This is a genomic window from Pseudoalteromonas sp. Of11M-6, from assembly GCF_022347905.1.
Classification (GTDB): domain Bacteria; phylum Pseudomonadota; class Gammaproteobacteria; order Enterobacterales; family Alteromonadaceae; genus Pseudoalteromonas.
The window spans coordinates 40604-60254 of the sequence record NZ_JAKRFW010000003.1; the positions used below are offsets into that span (position 1 = coordinate 40604).

At 44.4% G+C, this 19651-nt stretch carries 20 protein-coding genes; 5 read left to right on the forward strand and 15 right to left on the reverse strand.

Translation table 11 applies throughout. The features are described 5' to 3' along the window. Positions 1-18 precede the first annotated feature (18 nt). A complete protein-coding gene (gene glnD / locus MHN32_RS02655) occupies positions 19-2637 on the forward strand; it encodes a [protein-PII] uridylyltransferase (RefSeq protein WP_102057114.1) in 2619 nt (872 codons plus the stop codon). 10 nt (positions 2638-2647) lie between these two features. After that, positions 2648-3475, forward strand: coding sequence for a 2,3,4,5-tetrahydropyridine-2,6-dicarboxylate N-succinyltransferase (gene dapD / locus MHN32_RS02660; protein ID WP_039497128.1), 828 nt, complete (start codon positions 2648-2650; stop codon positions 3473-3475). 49 nt (positions 3476-3524) lie between these two features. Here dapD and MHN32_RS02665 read toward each other — a convergent pair whose 3' ends face one another. The 11 genes from MHN32_RS02665 to rpoE all read right to left on the reverse strand — a co-directional run bounded on the left by MHN32_RS02665 (position 3525) and on the right by rpoE (position 14146). Then, positions 3525-5579, reverse strand: a complete 2055-nt coding sequence (locus MHN32_RS02665; protein WP_239420832.1) for a TonB-dependent receptor — start codon at positions 5577-5579, stop codon at positions 3525-3527. Between the two features lie 81 nt (positions 5580-5660). Continuing rightward, positions 5661-6395: a pyridoxine 5'-phosphate synthase gene (gene pdxJ, locus MHN32_RS02670; RefSeq protein ID WP_174170033.1), complete on the reverse strand. Its 735-nt coding sequence runs from the start codon at positions 6393-6395 to the stop codon at positions 5661-5663. A 93-nt stretch (positions 6396-6488) separates the two neighbouring features. Further along, positions 6489-7181 carry a DNA repair protein RecO gene (gene recO / locus MHN32_RS02675; RefSeq protein WP_010606763.1) on the reverse strand — a complete coding sequence of 231 codons (693 nt, stop codon included), beginning with the start codon at positions 7179-7181 and terminating at the stop codon, positions 6489-6491. Next, entirely contained in the window at positions 7182-8081 is a 900-nt protein-coding gene (gene era, locus MHN32_RS02680; protein ID WP_010371295.1) for a GTPase Era, read from the reverse strand. It abuts the gene before it with no gap. Further along, positions 8071-8748 (reverse strand): ribonuclease III, encoded by a 678-nt coding sequence (rnc, locus tag MHN32_RS02685; RefSeq protein WP_010371291.1) that lies wholly within the window; start codon positions 8746-8748, stop codon positions 8071-8073. Before rnc ends, era begins: the two co-directional genes overlap by 11 nt. 2 nt (positions 8749-8750) lie before the next feature. After that, positions 8751-9686: a signal peptidase I gene (gene lepB / locus MHN32_RS02690; RefSeq protein ID WP_010371286.1), complete on the reverse strand. Its 936-nt coding sequence runs from the start codon at positions 9684-9686 to the stop codon at positions 8751-8753. A 12-nt stretch (positions 9687-9698) separates the two neighbouring features. Beyond that, a complete protein-coding gene (gene lepA / locus MHN32_RS02695; RefSeq protein ID WP_239420833.1) occupies positions 9699-11486 on the reverse strand; it encodes a translation elongation factor 4 in 1788 nt (595 codons plus the stop codon). A gap of 59 nt (positions 11487-11545) precedes the next feature. Further along, on the reverse strand, positions 11546-12004 hold the full coding sequence (locus MHN32_RS02700; protein WP_010606761.1) for a SoxR reducing system RseC family protein: 459 nt from the start codon (positions 12002-12004) through the stop codon (positions 11546-11548). Further along, positions 12001-12951 carry a MucB/RseB C-terminal domain-containing protein gene (locus MHN32_RS02705; RefSeq protein WP_010606760.1) on the reverse strand — a complete coding sequence of 317 codons (951 nt, stop codon included), beginning with the start codon at positions 12949-12951 and terminating at the stop codon, positions 12001-12003. Before MHN32_RS02705 ends, MHN32_RS02700 begins: the two co-directional genes overlap by 4 nt. Then, complete coding sequence (locus MHN32_RS02710; RefSeq protein ID WP_010606759.1) at positions 12952-13563, reverse strand: RseA family anti-sigma factor; 612 nt, start codon at positions 13561-13563, stop codon at positions 12952-12954. It lies immediately after the preceding gene. A gap of 1 nt (position 13564) precedes the next feature. Beyond that, positions 13565-14146, reverse strand: coding sequence for an RNA polymerase sigma factor RpoE (rpoE, locus tag MHN32_RS02715; RefSeq protein WP_010371267.1), 582 nt, complete (start codon positions 14144-14146; stop codon positions 13565-13567). Positions 14147-14443: 297 nt separating this feature from the next. Here rpoE and nadB point away from each other — a divergent pair, with 297 nt between their 5' ends. Then, positions 14444-16045: an L-aspartate oxidase gene (gene nadB, locus MHN32_RS02720; RefSeq protein WP_102057120.1), complete on the forward strand. Its 1602-nt coding sequence runs from the start codon at positions 14444-14446 to the stop codon at positions 16043-16045. 57 nt (positions 16046-16102) lie between these two features. Here nadB and MHN32_RS02725 read toward each other — a convergent pair whose 3' ends face one another. Next, on the reverse strand, positions 16103-16456 hold the full coding sequence (locus MHN32_RS02725; RefSeq protein WP_343224371.1) for a protein YgfX: 354 nt from the start codon (positions 16454-16456) through the stop codon (positions 16103-16105). Between the two features lie 40 nt (positions 16457-16496). Next, positions 16497-16748 carry a succinate dehydrogenase assembly factor 2 gene (locus MHN32_RS02730; protein ID WP_010371260.1) on the reverse strand — a complete coding sequence of 84 codons (252 nt, stop codon included), beginning with the start codon at positions 16746-16748 and terminating at the stop codon, positions 16497-16499. 160 nt (positions 16749-16908) lie between these two features. Between MHN32_RS02730 and ygfZ the strand changes: the two genes are divergently transcribed. Beyond that, positions 16909-17820, forward strand: coding sequence for a tRNA-modifying protein YgfZ (ygfZ, locus tag MHN32_RS02735; RefSeq protein ID WP_239420835.1), 912 nt, complete (start codon positions 16909-16911; stop codon positions 17818-17820). 11 nt (positions 17821-17831) lie between these two features. Further along, on the forward strand, positions 17832-18317 hold the full coding sequence (locus MHN32_RS02740; protein ID WP_010606755.1) for a peptidylprolyl isomerase: 486 nt from the start codon (positions 17832-17834) through the stop codon (positions 18315-18317). A gap of 31 nt (positions 18318-18348) precedes the next feature. On the opposite strand, the gene MHN32_RS02745 is transcribed toward MHN32_RS02740, so the two are convergent. Next, a complete protein-coding gene (locus MHN32_RS02745; protein WP_010606754.1) occupies positions 18349-18798 on the reverse strand; it encodes a hypothetical protein in 450 nt (149 codons plus the stop codon). 11 nt (positions 18799-18809) lie between these two features. Continuing rightward, positions 18810-19637: a DUF481 domain-containing protein gene (locus tag MHN32_RS02750; protein WP_174170027.1), complete on the reverse strand. Its 828-nt coding sequence runs from the start codon at positions 19635-19637 to the stop codon at positions 18810-18812. Positions 19638-19651: the final 14 nt, after the last annotated feature.

A 19651-nucleotide genomic window follows, 5' to 3' on the forward strand; every position in this document is an offset into this window, starting at 1 on the left:
CATGACACAGGATCCTAAGTGGCATTACCGAACAAAGTGAAGACGCTTCTTGACGAAGCACAAGAACTTACCGATTACCGTGATTGTCTTGCTTTTTTCTACAAATGGTTAAGCAATCAATTTGCCAAGCAACCCGTTAGAAATCTAATTAACTCTCGAGCCGAATTTATCGATCGATTGTTGATTAAATTGTTTAATGAAACTGGGCTAGCGCACCAACCAGACTTGTCGTTAATCGCCATTGGTGGTTATGGCCGTGGTGAGTTACACCCGTTCTCTGATATCGATTTTTTGGTGCTGACCAAATCCGTTCCCTGTGAAGAAGTGACCAGCTGCTTAGAGCGTTTTGTCACTTATTTATGGGACTTAGGTCTAGATATTGGTCATAGCGTAAGAACCCATGAACAAGTCCTAGAACAAAAACAAAATGACGTTCACTTTGCCACTAGCCTGCTGGAAAGCCGCCTCATTTGTGGTAACCATATTGAATATGAACGCCTCAAACGACATATTGTTGAAACCCCAATTTGGCAATCTAGTGACTTTTTTATCGCTAAGGTCAATGAGCAGAATATTCGCCATAAAAAATGCCATGGTACCGCCTACAACCTTGAGCCTAATATTAAAGAAAACCCCGGTGGCCTGCGCGACCTGCAAACCATTTTTTGGGTCGCTAAAAAACACTTCCGCGCTGAAACTTTGGAAGAGTTGATCAATCACGGTTATTTGACCCATGAAGAATATCAAGAGCTGTTAGAGTGCATCGAAAACCTGTGGAACATTCGCTTTGCACTGCACTTAGCCGCTGGTCGCAGTGAGAACCGCTTACTGTTTGACCATCAACCACATGCCGCAGAGCTCCTCGGTTTTGGCTCTGAAGGTAAAGCCTCGGTCGAGCGTATGATGAAACGCTTATTTAGGATCATGAGCCGAGTGCGCGAAATGAACCAGATGCTGCTTTCCTATTTCGAACAAAGTATTCTTCCTGAGCAGTTGGAACAAGAAGCCGTGCCACTTGACAGAAACTTTGAGCGTATTGGCAATAAAATTCGCGTTAAAAACCCCTCGGTCTTTTTCCGTCGAGAGAATTTGTTTGTCCTCTTTGAACATATTGCAGACAACCCTAAAATTAATCAGATTGACCCAAGTACCATACGTACTATGCGCCAAGTCAGACGCCGTTTATTAGGCGATTTGCAAGATTACGCAGGCTGTCGTGACGCTTTTTTAAGGTTATTGAAACACCCTAATGGCATGGGACGAGCGTTTACTCTGATGCACAAACACGGGATCATCGCTGCCTATTTACCGCAGTGGCGTAATATTTTTGGACAAATGCAGTTCGATCTGTTTCACGCCTACACGGTAGATGAGCATACCCATAAACTCATCAATAACATCTACCGCTATTTCGATAAAGAGCATATTAGTGAATTCCCGATTTGTTCTGAGATTGTTGCCCGCATGGACAAACCAGAGCTACTCTACTTGGCTGGGATCTTTCACGATATTGCCAAAGGTCGAGGTGGCGACCATTCCGAGCTTGGTGCCGTTGACGCCATGGCATTTACCAAAATGCACGGTTTTACCGCTTCCGACGCTAAATTGGTAGCTTGGCTGGTGCAAAATCACCTCCTGATGTCTGTCACAGCCCAACGTAAAGATATTAACGACCCCGATGTTATTGCAGAATTTGCACAAAAAGTGAAAAACGAACGCCAGCTAGATTATCTCTATTGCTTAACGGTTGCCGACATTCGTGCCACCAACGACAACCTCTGGAACGACTGGAAAAACACCCTCTTACGCGAGCTATATCTACATACTCAACGGGCATTGCGCTTGGGTCTTGAAAACCCAATGGATATGCGCGACCAGATCCGTGATAAGAAACGCCAAGCCAAGCAACGACTGATTAATTTGGGCTACTTCGAAGAGTACATTGACCTTATTTGGTCACGCTTTAAGGCCAATTATTTTACTGCCTTTAGTGAACAGCAGATCTCTTGGCATACTGAGCACTTATTACAGTCTGATGATTTAAGTCAGCCAAGCGTGATCGTCTCTAACAAGCCCATGCATGGCGGGACGCAAGTATTCGTATACAGTCCTTATGAGTCGGCGCTATTCGCCAAACTAGTCAGTGTAATTGGTTCTAAAAAAGCACAGATCCAGCATGCTCAGGTCATGACCACAAAAGATGGCTATGTTGTCTTTAGTTTTGTTATCCTAGAAGTGAATGGCGACCCACTCAGCACCAGTCGTGCAGCGGGGATCAGGAGAGGCTTAGAGACGCTCTTAAAAGACCCAAAAAAGAAAATCAGAGTCAAAAAGAATCGCTCACAGAAGTTTAAAGATTTTAATATTAGGCCAAAAATTATCTTGCGCCCTCATGCTAGAGCAAACCGTAGCCTTATTGAAATTCAGGCCATTGATATTCCGGGGTTACTGACTAAAATTGCTGAGGTATTTCAGGCCTATTCACTACATATTCATGCCGCGCGCATTACAACCGTCGGCGAACGCGCAGAAGACTTTTTCGTCGTCTCAAACAAAGATTACAAGGCTCTAGATGAAGTACAAAAAGCAGAGCTTCATCGCGCCCTACTCAAAAAATTAAATGCTGAAACAGATTAACGAGGAATTTATGTCTGATTTAAAAACGACTATTGAAACCGCGTGGGAAAACCGCGATACCATTACTCCAACCACGGTATCAGACGAAGTAAAACAAGCGATTGTCAACGCTTTGGAAATGCTAGATTCAGGTGCAGCGCGTGTTGCTGAAAAAATTAGTGGTGAGTGGGTCGTACATCAATGGTTGAAAAAGGCGGTACTCCTATCTTTTAGAATTCGTGACAACCAACCAATGAGCGATGGCGTTAACCAGTTTTACGACAAAGTACCATTAAAATTCTCAGACTATACGCCAGAGCAGTTCCAACAAGGTGGTATGCGCGTAGTACCAAACGCGGTAGCGCGTCAAGGCAGCTTTGTCGGTAAGAACGTGGTACTTATGCCGTCCTACGTTAATATTGGTGCATATGTTGATGAAGGCACTATGGTAGACACTTGGGCAACTGTAGGCTCGTGTGCACAGATCGGTAAAAACGTACACCTATCTGGCGGTGTGGGCATTGGTGGCGTATTAGAGCCGTTACAAGCCAATCCAACGATTATTGAAGATAACTGTTTTATCGGCGCACGTTCTGAAATTGTCGAGGGTGTGATTGTTGAAGAAGGTGCAGTTATCTCCATGGGTGTCTATATTTCACAAAGTACTCGTATTTACGACCGTGAAACAGGCGAAACCCATTATGGTCGCGTACCAGCTGGTGCGGTGGTAGTACCAGGGTCACTACCAAGCAAAGATGGCTCTCATAGTCTATATGCAGCAATTATTGTGAAAAAAGTAGACCAGCAAACCCGCGAAAAAGTTGGGATCAATGCACTACTTCGCTCACTAGACGACTAAATATCACGATAGTTTCACAAAGGGAGCTTTCTGCTCCCTTTTTCATCTATTACCAGCGGTAGTCCAGTGACACTAGAATGTTTCTTGGTCTTCCTGGAAAATACCTTTCACCACTAAATGAAGTGTAATCGGCGCGCTCAGCATAACGTTCGTCGGTTAGATTTTTCACTCTCATCGTCAACGCCAAATGCGGATTTACCTGCCACTTCCCTCGTAAGCTCAGCAAATCGTGACCGGAATAACGATGAAGATTTTCGGGGTCAGTAAAATACTCTCCTACATGATGCCAAGCTAAAGACCAACTGAGATTATCCAGTGCTTGCCAGTGTAATTGGGCGTTAATGACGTTCCTTGGTGCTGAATCTAGATCGTTGCCGTTAATATTGATGCCACCAAGAATATTATCTTGTTCATAGGTATGCTTAGCACGCGTTGCGGCAAGATCTAGTTGCCAATGTGCTGTGAATGAATAACTCAGCTCCAACTCCACACCTCGGTGTCTTGAGCGACCATCGTTAATATAGAAAAAGTCGCTATCTCGGAAGAGCAAATTTTCTTTTTCCATGTCATAAATCGCGACCTGATAGCCAAGACTATCTGCACTCCCTTTTAGGCCAAGCTCGATATTGTCCGCCTTTTCTTCCTCTAGCGATGCTTTTACCTGCTCTCGCTGCAATTGGTAAAGCTCAGCACTTTGTGGTGCGCGATAGCCTTTGGACAAGTTAACATAGGCAATATCTCGCTCAGTGAAAGCATAGCTTAGGCCAAATTTTGGTGAAAAATATGCAAAGCTATCTTTGCCACTGGCTGGGCGACTATAACGACATCCTCCCATTGCACACACCGAGCCATCTTCTTTGGTGCGCCCAGTAGGCAAAAAGTTGCGATAATCGTACTTCATTGACTCAAAACGACCGCCCAGTTCAACTAACCAGTTACCCTGTCGCCAACTGAGATTTGCAAAAGGCGCGAGTTGCCTTGCATCTACTTCATAGTCGTAATGCTTTCCTGTGGGAATAGTTGAGCGCAAAAATGCAGAGCCTTCAGTCGGCGTAGGCTGATACTGCAACATCTCGCCTTGGGTATATTCCGCATCCATTCCCCAATCTAATTGTATTGAGTCACTTAATTCAGTGTGTATAAGCGTTTGCAACCCCACACCAGTTTGACCATTTTCTTCAAACGGCTTACCCGGCAAGAAATGCTTAACAAATTCCATCTCTTGCCAGCGTACATAAGGTTTTATCAGCACGGTGTTGCTATCGTCAAAGTGCCCCGTTATTTCTGTCCAAGCTCTAAATGACTCTGCCTTTCTAAATGCTTCAGGGTTTTCGTTTTGCTTCGCCAATTGCTTATCTTTATAGCTGTCCACTCCTGTTACATAACCTGCAGTCTGCTGATCTAAGTGGGTGTATGTCATTCCAGATACGACACCAACCTTCTCACCTTCATATTGGTGTTTGACGCTCAACTTTTGTTGCTCAACGCTTTCGTCGTCACGATAACCCGTATCTTTTGTAAGGGTTAACGCTGCGCCCAAGCCAAGGGCTTTATCGCCAGCTTGTATCCGAGTTCGGCTATAACCATAGGAGCCGATATCTAACGCTACCCTAGGTGTTTTTTGAATGCTGTTTGAAGTAATCACATTAACCACTCCATGCACCGCATTCGAGCCATACAATACGCTGTTTGGCCCTTTTAGCACTTCTATACGCTCAGCTGCTTCAAAGTGCGATTCAAAGAGTTCATTAATATTGCAAAAACCTGCGGCTCTGAGTGCAATACCATCTTCAGCCATTAAAATGCCGCCACATGCGCCTGCACCAGAGAGCACTTGTGAGCGCAATGCAGGTAGATACTCTTGACCATTACCATGTTGTACATTTGCGCCAGCAACGAGCCTCAACGCCTTTTCGATATGCGTGACGCCTGTATCATCTAATTGAGCTTCTGTTAGCAAAGAGAGGCTTACAGGACGCTCTCCTGCCGTCTCAGCCAATCTGGATGCCGTAGTAGTGATGATTTCAAATTCGTTGTTCTCTGTCGCTTCGCTAAGTTGTGGTGCAAGGGCACAACTTGCAAAGACCAACACCATTTTTTTCATTTTGATACCAACTGTATTAACTCGATTACAAGGCAAAAAGAAAGGGCTACACAGCCCTTTCGTTTTCTTTACCACTAAGCGTTATGCTTGTCTCGCCTCTAACATCAAACGCTTCATATCTCGTACTGCCTTTTCCAGCCCATCAATTGCCGCTCGAGCAATAATGGCATGGCCAATGTTAAGTTCGTAGATTTCTGGCATTTGTGCAATCGGTTTAACGTTATGGTAATGCAAACCATGACCAGCGTTAACGATAAGACCTAGGCCATGGGCATACTGAACGCCTTCACGAATGCGTTCAAGCTCAGCGCTCATTTCGGTGTCGCTCTCAGCATCCGCATAAGCACCAGTGTGGATCTCAATGTAAGGCGCACCGGTTTGCTTTGCAGCATCTAGCTGCTTTTTGTCCGCGTCAATGAACAAGCTTACTTTAATACCTGCATCAGCTAGACGCTGAGTTGCCGCTGTGATCCTATCAAGATTACCCGCAACGTCTAAGCCACCTTCCGTGGTTAACTCTTCGCGCTTTTCTGGCACTAGGCAAACATATTCAGGTTTTACTTCGCAAGCGATGTCGAGCATTTCGTCAGTTACTGCGATTTCTAGATTCATACGTGTTTGGATGGTTTTTGCCATCACGTAAACATCGCGATCTTGAATGTGGCGACGGTCTTCACGTAAGTGAATAGTAACGCCGTCGGCACCTGCGTGCTCAGCTACTGCAGCTGCATGTGCAGGATCAGGATAGCTAGTGCCTCGCGCCTGACGAAGCGTTGCAATATGGTCTACGTTGACGCCGAGTAAAATATCTTTCATCGTTTATCCCTTGATAATATGACGTAGCAAGTGGATCACCCACCTATTACTGCGATACCAATTTACCGATTTATACTTTTGATTAAATTGGTATTATTTCTTTGAAATAAATAGTTCTCTACTTTTCAGCCCTTGCTTACCAACCAGCGGCGCCATTAATTTTCGTGTTAATAGCTTAGCCGCTCTTCTCACGGCAAGGTCTTGGAAATCTTGATTGGCAATGGCCAATAACATACTGCCCGGTATCGTATCAGGTTCACGACCGACTGCAATAAAACCGTACTCAGATACGTACTTATACGCGGCTTTTGGCCGCACTGGATTACCTTCAGCGTCAAATTCCAGTTCCACCCCGAAACCCAGCTCACCTAACAATTGCAACTCAAAGCTACGTAAGATAGGTTCCACATCTTCATCTTGGGCCAAACGCATTAAATGTAGCTGATAGAGCGCAAAGATCTGCTCTAGCGGTTCGTTGGTTGGTACCACGCGTTGCGTTAATTCATTGAGATACAAACCACAATATAGCTGCCGCCCAACGAGTTGGATTTGGTTGTCTGTGGGTTCAAAACGGTTTAGGTATTTAAAATCGTATCTGCCTGCATATTGCAGTAAAAGTAATGAAAATGGCCGCAGCTGGGCATTATGTTTGAGGGATTGCTTGCCCTTGACTCGGGCAAGCATTTTAAGTTGTCCAACGCCTTCGACCAGCACGTCAAGCAGTACCTGAGAATCGCTGTAAGGTCTGCGATGTAACAGATAGGCCTGTCGAAAGTCGCTATCCAATCAGTCTTCTCCGTACCCTAAGCTACGAAGAGCACGTTCGTCGTCTGCCCAGCCAGATTTCACTTTAACCCAGCATTCGAGATAGACCTTGTTGTCTAGCATGTTCTCAAGATCTTTACGCGCTTCGCGACCGATAACTTTGAGCTTTTCGCCTTTGTTGCCGATCACCATGCGTTTTTGCGATTCGCGCTCAACAAGGATCAACGCGTTGATCTGCCAAACGCCGTTGTCTTGCCACTTAAACTGTTCGATCTCTACCGTCACCGAGTACGGTAACTCATCGCCCATAAAGCGCATCAACTTTTCACGCACGATCTCTGCCGCCATAAAACGCATCGAGCGATCGGTAACATAATCTTCAGGGAAATAGAATTCACACGCAGGTAAACGCTTGTGCACTTCTTCTCTGATCATATCAACGTTTTTACCTTGCTTCGCAGAGATAGGTACGATCCCGATAAAATCCCCCTGTTCACTCAACCACTGAATATGTGGCATCAACAAGTCTTTATCTTTTACCTGATCGGTTTTATTCATCACCACCAAGATAGGACGACCGCTGTCTTTAACTTTAGCCAGTACCATTTCGTCATCAGGCGTCCAATGCGTCCCTTCTACGACAAAAATAACCAGTTCAACATCGCCGATTGAGCTTGATGCTGCTCGGTTCATTAAGCGGTTAATTGCACGCTTTTCTTCAATATGAAGTCCTGGTGTATCAACGTACACCGCTTGATAGTTACCCTCTGTATGGATCCCCATGATGCGGTGACGAGTGGTTTGTGGTTTACGCGAGGTAATACTTACCTTTTGCTCAACCAATTTATTTAATAGTGTCGATTTACCTACATTAGGTCTACCGACAATGGCAATCATGCCGCAATGTGTATCAAGCGTCATTCTTTAATATCTTAAGCGCTTTTTCGGCAGCTTTTTGCTCAGCTTTACGTCGCGAGCTGCCTACTGAAATTATACTTTCCATCCCTTCCACTATACATTCGACCGTGAATGTTTGGTTGTGAGCTTGCCCTTTGGTATCTATTACAGTGTAGCCCGGCAAAGGTAATTTTCGAGCTTGTAGATACTCCTGCAGCAGCGTCTTCGGGTCTTTTTGATTATGACCAGGTGAAATCGCTGTTAAGCGTGATTCGTACCAACTTAGTACCAAATCTCTACACACGTCGATGTCAGAGTCTAAGAAAACGGCACCAATTATGGCTTCTACTGCATCTGCGAGCGTCGACTCACGGCGAAAACCGCCGCTCTTCAGCTCACCTGGACCTAGGCGCAGATAATCACCCAACGCGAATTCCACACCGAATTCCGCCAGAGTTTGACCACGCACTAACGTTGAACGCATGCGGCTTAAATCACCTTCACGCGCTTTTGGAAACTTGTGATACAAAGCATTTGCAATCACAAAGCTTAAAATAGAGTCGCCCAAAAATTCGAGACGCTCGTTGTGCTGGCCTTTGTGACTGCGATGCGTCAAAGCCTGCTCAAGCAGCGCCTTATCAGAGAAGTTGTACCCTATTTTATTATAAAGTTCTTCTACGTTTCTTTTCATTTTTACTGAATACTACCTAGGCGTTCAAAACGAACACCAGTTGGAACCCACCCTGGCAAAATGCTGTCTGGGCCATTATCAAAATCAAAACTTAACCAAATAAATACCGCTCTTCCAACCAAGTTTTCATCAGGTACAAAACCCCACATACGACTATCTTGGCTGTTATTACGGTTATCACCCATCGCAAAATAACTTCCCTCTGGTACTACCCACTCATCGCGGCGAGTACCTGGTTGTTGATAGTAGCGATCTGTTAACTCTAACACTTCAGGATTAATTAAAATATCATGTTCTACGTTTGGCAAATGCTCGGTTAGACGCACTAACTGCATTGGACCTTGCGTAAACTCGTCACGATTTACAATGTCTACATCAATCTTGTTATATTCGCCACACGTCAACCCGTTTGCTTCGCTCTGCCCGTCTTCACACTTAGGTTTAATGTAAAGCTGACGATTGCGATAAACAATATGGTCGCCCGGTAAACCAACAATACGTTTGATGAAATCAATACGCTCGTCTAGCGGAAACTTGAACACCGCAATATCACCGCGCTCAGGGGTACCCGTTTCAACGATTTTGCTACGCCACACTGGGTCTTTAATCCCGTAAGCATATTTTTCCACGAGAATAAAATCGCCATCCAATAAGGTTGGCATCATTGAGCCGGATGGAATTTGAAACGGTTCAAAAATAAACGAACGGAAAATCGTGATTGCGGCAATCATAGGAAAAATTGATTTCGCGTTTTCAACAATGGCAGGTTCAGGTGCGATTTCCGCAATGATGTCGGCATCCAACTGAGTGTCAGACGCACCTTGCGCAATAGCAAGCCTAGCTTGTCTTTTTGGTGCATACACCAAATGATCGATCAACCAAATAAGGCCTGAACCGACCGTGAGTAGCACCAATAAAATTGAAAAATAACCTGCCATTTGTATTTCCTGTTACTTACCTACTTTCAATATTGCTAAGAATGCGTCTTGTGGCACTTCAACGTTACCAAGTTGCTTCATACGCTTCTTACCTTCTTTTTGCTTTTGCAGTAGCTTTTTCTTACGGCTCACGTCACCACCATAACATTTTGCGATTACGTTTTTACGTAACTGCTTAACTGTACTACGCGCAATGACGTGATTACCAATTGCAGCTTGAATAGCAATATCAAACATTTGGCGAGGGATCAATTCTCTCAGCGCTTCAGCTAACTGACGGCCACGCGTTTGTGAACCGTCGCGGTGAACAATTATTGCAAGTGCATCAACGCGGTCACCATTGATCAGAATATCCACACGCACCATGTCTGATGCTTCAAAACGCTTGAAGTTGTAATCAAGTGATGCAAAACCACGGCTGGTAGACTTCAACTTATCAAAGAAGTCCATCACCACTTCTGACATCGGCAATTCATAGGTTAACGCAACTTGCTTACCGTGATAGGTCATCTTGGTCTGCATACCACGCTTTTCAACACATAGCGTGATCACGTTTCCTAAATACTCTTGCGGAACGAGAATATTTGCTTCAACAATTGGTTCACGAATTTCAATAATGTCGTTTACTGGCGGTAAATCCGATGGATTATCGATTTTCACCACACCGTGCTTAGTTTCTACTTCATAGATTACCGTTGGAGCTGTGGTAATAAGATCCATGTCATATTCACGTTCAAGGCGCTCTTGAATAATCTCCATATGCAGCATACCTAAGAAACCACAACGGAAACCAAAGCCTAGTGCTGTTGAGTTTTCAGGCTCGAAGAATAGTGATGCATCGTTGAGGCTCAATTTATTAAGCGCATCGCGGAAGTTTTCATAGTCATCAGATGAAATTGGGAACATTCCCGCGTATACCTGAGGCTTCACCTTTTGGAAACCAGGCAAACGGTCTGTTGCAGAATCACGAGCCATGGTAATGGTATCACCAACTGGTGCACCATGGATGTCTTTGATACCTGCGATAACAAAGCCTACTTCACCTGTTTTCAACACCCCGGTATTGGTCTGCTTAGGAGTAAAGATACCAACCTTATCTACTTGGTGAGCTTGCTCTGTAGACATGATCTTAATCTTTTCGCCCGATCTTAATTCACCGTTTTTAATACGCACCAATGACACTACGCCTTGGTACGGGTCAAACCATGAATCGATAATCAGTGCCTGTAGTGGCTCATTTGGCTCACCTTCTGGCGGTGGAATATCACGTACGATCACTTCGAGCACTTCATCAATGCCGATCCCCGTTTTCGCACTACAACGAACTGCTTCTAATGCTTCAATACCAACGATATCTTCAATTTCCTCGGCAACGCGAAGTGGATCAGCCTGTGGTAAGTCAATTTTGTTCAGAACCGGAATAACTTCCAAGTCCATCTCAAGTGCGGTGTAACAGTTCGCTAGTGTTTGTGCTTCTACACCTTGACCCGCGTCAACAACCAATAGCGCACCTTCACAAGCGGCTAGAGAGCGTGAAACTTCATAAGTGAAGTCAACGTGTCCCGGTGTATCGATAAAGTTTAGCTGGTAGGTTTCACCATCTTTTGCTTGATAGTTAAGCGTTACACTCTGTGCTTTGATGGTAATGCCGCGCTCACGTTCGATGTCCATCGAATCCAGTACCTGCTGCTGCATTTCGCGGTCTGTTAAACCTCCACAAACTTGGATTAAGCGGTCTGATAGCGTCGATTTTCCATGGTCAATGTGGGCAATAATAGAAAAGTTACGGATATGCTTCATATACTGGATTCAATACTTCTGTTAGTCACAAATAGAGATTAAGGCCTCGATTTTACATTTTATTTAGTACAATCACCATCTATTTGCGTTATTGGTAGGCTAATTGGGTAAATTTTTATCACTTTTACCTGATGTTTGAGTTTATCCCCTTGGACTCTGGCGAAAAATAAACCGAGTGCAGCACTCGTAAATGCAATAAGTATCTGCAAAGGTTCATTGAGACCAAGTACGAGGGCTGCGATAAACATGCCAGCAAAAGCAAAAAGCAATGGCATCATGTAAACATAAAACGCATGTTTCACTACATTAGAGTCATCTAATGCCAACTTAATTTTTTGGCCAATTTCGACAGATTCCGTCAAATCTACAGGGAATTGTTTTTTGTGGGTGCCAAAGAGTTTGGCGAATACTTGGGAGCCGCATTTGCCGTTACAACCTTCACAGGCGGGCTTTGGCTGTGCTTCTAAGTAGACAGTTGCGCCTTTTATGGCGGCAACTGTCAGAGTTTGTTCTATCATAAAGGTCTTTTCACAGACTCAGCGATTGCTTTTGCGGTCATTGCTGGAATATTTCCAACTACAGATACGTCAAACGCACCTGTGTTGTGTACGTACACCGTTGTCGCACCTGACGAAAGCGCTCCACTTGGGCGCTGGCCCGGTAAAGGACGTTGTACAAATACCGAAATATCGACAAGGCCGTCGGAAAACAAGTAGTAGTCTGCCAGCTCATTATTTAAATCTAACTTATGTCTGTCAGATTTTAGCAGCTCAAAGCCCTGAGGTAACCAACCAATTTGCCAATTGTTTTTTGTGCCATTCTCAAGTGTCTTCAACAACCCAGATACGGCTTCAGGAAACTGTTTTTGTGAAAGTTCTAACAATTGCTCAGCAGGAGTTTCAGTCACTCTGATATGGGTAAGCTGAAGCTGCTCTAACAACTCGCCTTGTTGGTTTACGTAAGCGGATTTTAGCAACAGAGATGACTCGGTATCGATCCACAACCAATAGTTGTATTTAGCGTCGTCCTTTGCTTCTAACCTGACAAGCTGAGCAGGTCTGTCAACGATCCGACCTTTTCCACCTAAGACAAAATCATAGCTTTCTTTGAGGCTGTCGATATTTTTGAACAAAACTTCGGGAATAGGACCTGCTATCGAATCTGTTTGGATGGTGTAAGGCTCAGACTTTGGTTCAAAATAAGTTACTTTGTCACCAATGCGGATCATCTCAAGTCCAGCACCATTGAGCAAACTTAAAAGCTCAAATTCAGTCCCATCTTGGTTACCATGAAGCCAACGGTAAGGCTCCATAGATTTTCCTTTCACCACGACAAACGACGCATCAAAGTTTCTATGATGCACCGCTTCGGCCATGTCTTTTAGCAGTTGTTTGGCTGATACGCTTTCATTTGCCCACAGCCAACTAGAGAAAAATACACTTACTACAACTAACAGTGCTCTCATTTATTGCTCTTTTTCCTCTTGCTTTTCAGCGGTGTTGTTTTCACCTGATTGCTGCAGTGCATACGCCATGCGTGACTGTCTTTGGTGCTCTAGCACCAATGCACCAATACGCTGCTGCTGTAACTCTCTAATGCCTTTAGCCGCTGATTCAAGCGCAGGCTCAGTTGATAAGCTTACAGGAGAAACGCCTCCAGCAAAAGGAGTTGACTGCAACTGTAACGTATCGCCCGCAGGTAAAGTTGCGTCAGTGCTTAGCGTATTAACCCCAAGCACAGCAAACAATGACACACTCGCCGCGATAGCCACTTGTGCAAACGGCTTACGCCATGTACTTAGCTCAATCACATTGCTCTTCGGCGTCGTTTCTTTCACTTGCTCAACGGCCGGCTCGCTATACGTTTGCTCTTGTTCAAGTGCCGCTGCAAAGCTGCTGGTGATATCAATGCAAGGTGTGTCTTGCTTTTGACTACGCATTACATCACCAATCAAGGCATACCGAGCAAACTTTTGTTCGTCTAAACGAACATCAGTTTCAGCGTTGAGTGACAGATCACCGTCAAAAATTTGCGATGTCGTTAAATCTTCTGTCACTTGTTTTTCAGCTTGTGCCATATTAAGACTCACCTATTAATGGGTTCAAATTGTTATCTATCGCTTCCCTTGCGCGAAAAATTCTCGAACGAACTGTACCTACCGGACAATCCATAATGACAGCTATTTCCTCGTAGCTCATACCTTCGATTTCACGCAAAGTAATTGCGGTTTTTAAATCGTCAGGCAAGCGCTCGATAGTTTTGAAAATCACTGCTTTCACTTCGTCGCTTAACAATAGATTTTCCGGTGAAGCGTTCGATCTTAATTGGTCTGCACCATCATAAAACTCAGCTTCTTCCGCATCTACGTCGTTTGCTGGCGGCTTTCGACCAAGCGCCACCAAATAATTTTTTGAACAGTTAACCGCGATTCTATACAACCAAGTATAAAATGCGCTCTCGCCCCTAAAGTTAGGCAACGCTCGATAAGCTTTAATGAACGTTTCCTGTGCCACATCTGCCACATCGCCTTGGTTCGCTACATAACGAGAAATCAGCGCTGCGACTTTATTTTGATACTTGGCAACTAACAGGTTGAATGCGTTTTTATCTCCCTGTTGAACGCGTTTAACTATATCTAGATCTAAATCCTGCTCGCTCATTCGAGCCGGTACTCCTCTTTTTGCTTTTCTAAATCGTATCTAGTTGCCATCATTCACAGCTACTCTGACTTAGTACTGAATAAAAAGTTCTGTTTTTTTGTATTTTTTTTTAAAATAAACGAATTCATCCATCTTTGCGTACTAGTTTCTTGGCTGCTTTTTAGCATTATTCCATTAGCAGTCACACAAAATGTTCTAAATGATTCTCATTAAACGGAACAAACTCTCTGCCTTCTATGATAGCAGATGTGGTATAAATAGCAGAATTAAACGCAAAAACAGTAAAGATCTTCGAATATGAAAAATACGACTCACCACAATACTGATGTAGTCATTATTGGCAGTGGCGCTGCTGGACTCTCTCTTGCGCTCTCTTTAGCAAACCACTGTAAAGTTACCGTGATAAGCAAAGGGGCGTTAAAAGAAGGCTCCACACTTTATGCTCAAGGTGGCATTGCCGCAGTATTCGATAAGAAAAATGACAGTATCGAATCACATGTCGAAGACACACTTGCGGCAGGCGCTGGCTTATGTGACCGCGACGCGGTGCACTATACCGCCTCAAATGCAAAAAATTGCTTGAAGTGGCTGATTGAGCAAGGCGTACCATTTGATATGGAAGTGGATAGCAAAGGGAAAGAGCGCTTTCATTTAACCCGCGAAGGTGGGCATTCACATCGTCGTATATTGCACGCAGCTGATGCAACGGGTAAAGCCGTTCAAACCACATTAATTAGCCAAGTACAGTTACACCCAAAAATTAATATATTAGAGCAATACAACGCCATCGATCTCATTAAAGATAAATATGGTGACTCAAGCGATATTAAAGGTGTTTACGTCTACAATCGCAAAGCGGATAGAGTTGAGAGCATCTCGGCTAAGTTTGTCGCTTTAGCAACGGGTGGCGCAAGTAAAGTTTACTTGTATACCTCAAATCCAGATGTTTCTTCAGGTGACGGCATCGCAATGGCGTGGCGTGCGGGTTGCCGTGTAGCCAACATGGAGTTTAACCAATTTCACCCGACCAGCTTATACCACCCTGAGCTACAAAACTTTTTAATAACCGAAGCCATGCGCGGTGAAGGCGCGCTGCTTAAACGTCCTGACGGCACACGCTTTATGCCTGACTTCGATGAACGCGAAGAACTTGCCCCTCGCGATGTAGTCGCCCGTGCCATTGACTATGAGATGAAGCGATTGGGTGCAAATTGCGTCTATCTGGATATCTCACATAAAGACAAAGAGTTCATCATTGAGCACTTCCCTACGATTTATGCTAAGTGCTTAAGTGTTGGTTTAGATATCACCAAAGAGCCAATCCCCGTAGTGCCAGCGGCGCATTATACTTGCGGTGGTGTTATGACTGACTTTAACGGTCGTACTGACATCGACAATTTATATGCAATTGGCGAAGTGGCTTACACAGGTCTACACGGCGCAAACCGCATGGCGAGTAACTCGTTGTTAGAATGCATTGTGTTTGCCCACGCTGCCGCAAAAGATATTTTAGCTAAAATCGATAATCGTCCTGAGCCATCTAAGTTACCAGATTGGGACGAAAGCCGTGTCAGCGACTCGGATGAAGAAGTAGTTATCACCCACAACTGGCATGAACTTAGATTGTTTATGTGGGATTATGTTGGCATTGTTCGCTCAACTAAACGGTTAGAACGTGCGCTACGCCGCGTTGAGTTATTGCAGCAAGAGATCCACGATTATTACGCCAACTTTAGAGTGAGTAACAACCTGCTCGAATTACGTAACTTAGTACAAGTAGCTGAACTTATTATTCGCAGCGCGTTAGAACGTAAAGAAAGTCGCGGACTGCACTACACCATTGACTTCCCTGACATGGCTGAAAACTCCACACCGACCGTTTTGTCACCGACAAAATAATAATATTTGCATGTAGAGTATGTGCTGATTTTTATCACCATGCTCTCGTTGCTTTTTCTAATTGGCTTGCAGTACGGTGCGACAAAGTAAACGCCAGTCCGCTTCTGGTATTGCCCGTCGAGTCAAAAATATCTGCTGCTTAGCTTGGTTCGCATCCATGATTTTTAGCGCTATTTGACTATCAAACCATATGGTCGCACCAATAAGCTGCCCTTTGAAATTTATCGTTTTCGACTGTATTTCAATGAAGTTTTCCTCCGGGATCAAGAGTACAGTACCCGCCTTTGGTGTACGAGATAGAACAGTTTGCCAACTGCAATAACCCGTCACGGCAAATACGATTGCGACTAACCACCACAGTGTTGGAAACAGCAGAAAAAGGATAAAAGCGAGGCAAGAAAAAAGAACCACAAAGAAGGTGTGGTTCTGAAGATTGTGTTGAAAGTCGATTCTATACGCGGATCCGATCAAGGATTAACTTAACCATGCGTTTTAGCTCTGGATCTGGACATTCTTCATGACCCATAAACCAAGCAAATAAATCTGGATCCTCACAGGTAACTAGACGCTGAAACACGTACTTACCTTCGTCGGATAGCGCGTCATAAGCCTGCTCAACAAACGGCTCTAAAATAACGTCCAGCTCTAACATGCCACGACGGCAAGCCCATTTAACTCGAGCTTTAGGCAGTAACTCAACCATAAACTGATTAACCCCTCATAAACTATTGAGAAAATTATACCCACTGTGCAGGACATATGCCATAAAACTTATAGAAATGGCACATTGAAATCGTCCGTCCCTATCTCCACTTATGATTTTACGGTAACATTACGAAAACACTTTAATAGGGATCAACATTATGTCAATTGCTCGTGCTTATGCGCTTCCGTTCAAGGTTATTCGCATTTCAGGACAAGATAAACTTAGCTATTTGCACGGTCAGGTTACTCAAGACATTAACCTTATCAAAGAAGATAATTTTATGTGGTCTGGGCATTGTAGCCCTAAAGGCAAACTTTGGTCTGTGTCGCGCTTAACTCGCTATCAAGACGACTACTTAATGCTTGCAGGTGTAGCCGAAGCTGAAGCATCACTTCGTGAGCTAAAAAAGTACGGCGTTTTTGCCAAAGTTGACATTGATTTTGCTGACTGCGAAGTCTTTGGCTTAATGACTCAGGACAGTAAAGCGCTTGCTACTGCCTTTGGCGTTGAGCTTTCGTCTGACGCAAGCGCTGTGGATGTTGCCAACGGCAAGCTGCTAAAACTCGCAGACGAGCGCTTTGTTTTCATCGCATTCGAAGGCGCAAGTTTACCCGCGGACGTGGAACAACAAAGCAATCCAGCACCGTTTATTGCGGCCAGCATTTTAGCAGGTGAGCCAAGCCTTGATGCAGATCACGTGGACGAATTTGTACCACAAATGGTTAACCTTCAGGCCCTTAACGGGATCAGCTTTAAGAAAGGTTGCTATACTGGTCAAGAAACCGTAGCTCGGATGCGCTATCTTGGTAAAAACAAACGTGCCATGTACATAGTGACAGGCAATGCTGCAGAGCGCATCGAAGAGGCAGACATTGAACTGCAGATTGAAGACAACTGGCGTCGTGGTGGCAAGGTTATTCAACAAACCTTTGATGCTAACAGCAGCCGTTATTATGCGCTGGCTGTGATGCCAAATGACACACCACAAGACGCAGTGCTAAGAGCAAAAAATTCACCAGAGGTGAGTCTTACTATTCAACCTCTACCTTATTCTTTAGAAGACAACTAACGGGATCTTATATGATTATTGGCCCTAACTCGGTAGTGACAATCCACTACTCAGTTCAAGACAAAGACAACAACACGATTGATAGCACATTTGATGATGAGCCTGTGATAGCGATGCTTGGCTCAGGTTATCTGATCCCAGGTCTTGATGATGCCCTACAAGGCAAACAAGCTGGTGACACTTTCAGTGTGACCATAGAGCCACAAGAAGGTTATGGTGAGCGCTTTGACGAATTGACTCAAGCTGTTCCTAAGTCAATGTTTGAAGGCATGGAAATCGAAGTGGGTATGCAATTTAGAGCTACCACCGACGAAGGCGACCAAATCGTTGTGATCATTGGTATCGAAGACGAAGAAGTCATTGTTGACGCGAACCACCCACTTTCTGGGATCACACTGAATTTTGACGTTGAAGTGCTTGAAGTACGTGAAGCAACAGCAGAAGAAGTTGCCCACGGCCACGTTCATGGCGAAGGCGGTTGTGGTCACGACCACTAAGATTAGTCGAGTTACTAATAAAAAGCGCTGATCATTCAGCGCTTTTTTCTTGTTTAAGTTTACTTTCCATTGCCGTAACCAAGTTAGCTTGGTCATTAGTTCCTAAGCGATATTTAGTGCCGTCCTTCATCACCACTTCGAGTGCCTTGAATCCAGCAACTGTGTATACCCAACCGTCTGTACTGATCCGCATGCCAATGCCATGACGTAGAGAATTAGTCACAGGCTGAACATAATCGATATCGTCAAACTTTAAGGTCATTTTGGCGACCGACGGTCCAAACCACCAGCTTAACGTTTGTTGCTCTTGGTTCACTTGAATGGTTAAGCCGTAAAAAATAAACGCAACAAGCGCGAGGATCACCAAAAAGCCAACAAAGGCGAGATTGCTACCAGCTAGGAAAATTGCCAATATGGTAAAACTGGCGATAAAGGCTAGAAACAGCCATATAACCCATGCAAACTGTGTATTTTTATACATCGATAGTCTTCTTAATCAAAGCTGTAAACTAATGTAGCACCAAGTTCGGTGTCTACCTTTTCTTTTTCATTTTCTGGCTGCGAATTATAACGGTAAATAAACGCAAACTTCAGCGCAATCCCGCCAATCACTTGTGTGACTAGCGCAGACTCAGCAAACAATCGGGAGTTTAAACCTGACAGCGATTGCTCAAAACTGACGTCTTGATTAAAGCGGGTACGCTTTGAAACGTTTCTTTCCCACTGCAATGCCATACGCAAAAGCTGGCCTTGCTCGGTTCTATCTTCTTCCGGTTCAAGCTCGATTTCGTTATCCACACGAGAAATGGACATACCGGGACCAACGTCGATATCTACAGTATTCTTTCGTCCCTCGTACACACGATTGCCATAACCGAGCGCAAATGTCGTGGTATATTCCTTGCCGTTAAACCTGTCACGCTCATAGTCACCGTACATAAAGAACGAAGCGTTATCGTCTCCTAGCTTGTAGTTACCTTGCGCAGAGCCAAAATAGCGCGACGCTGAGACATCTTCAACGTCTGTTTCTGTATTTTGCTCGCGGCGATAAAGGCCATTAAATTTAAATTGATTACGCCACTTGGGGAAATCTTGGTAAAGGTTACTTTTAAACTTAAATGACGTATTTTGCGTATTACCTTTGTTAACGATAAAGCCAAATTCAACGTCGCCGTACAGCATTTCGCCCTTGTGTTTTTGATGAATTTCGTCATCGGGCATTTTGCCATATTCGTGAAAATCTTCGAATGGATCCGTAGCTAAGCTTGGTAGCGAAACCAAGCCAATTGCAAATAAGGCGAAAGTTCTAAAAAACGGCACTGGCAACTACTTTC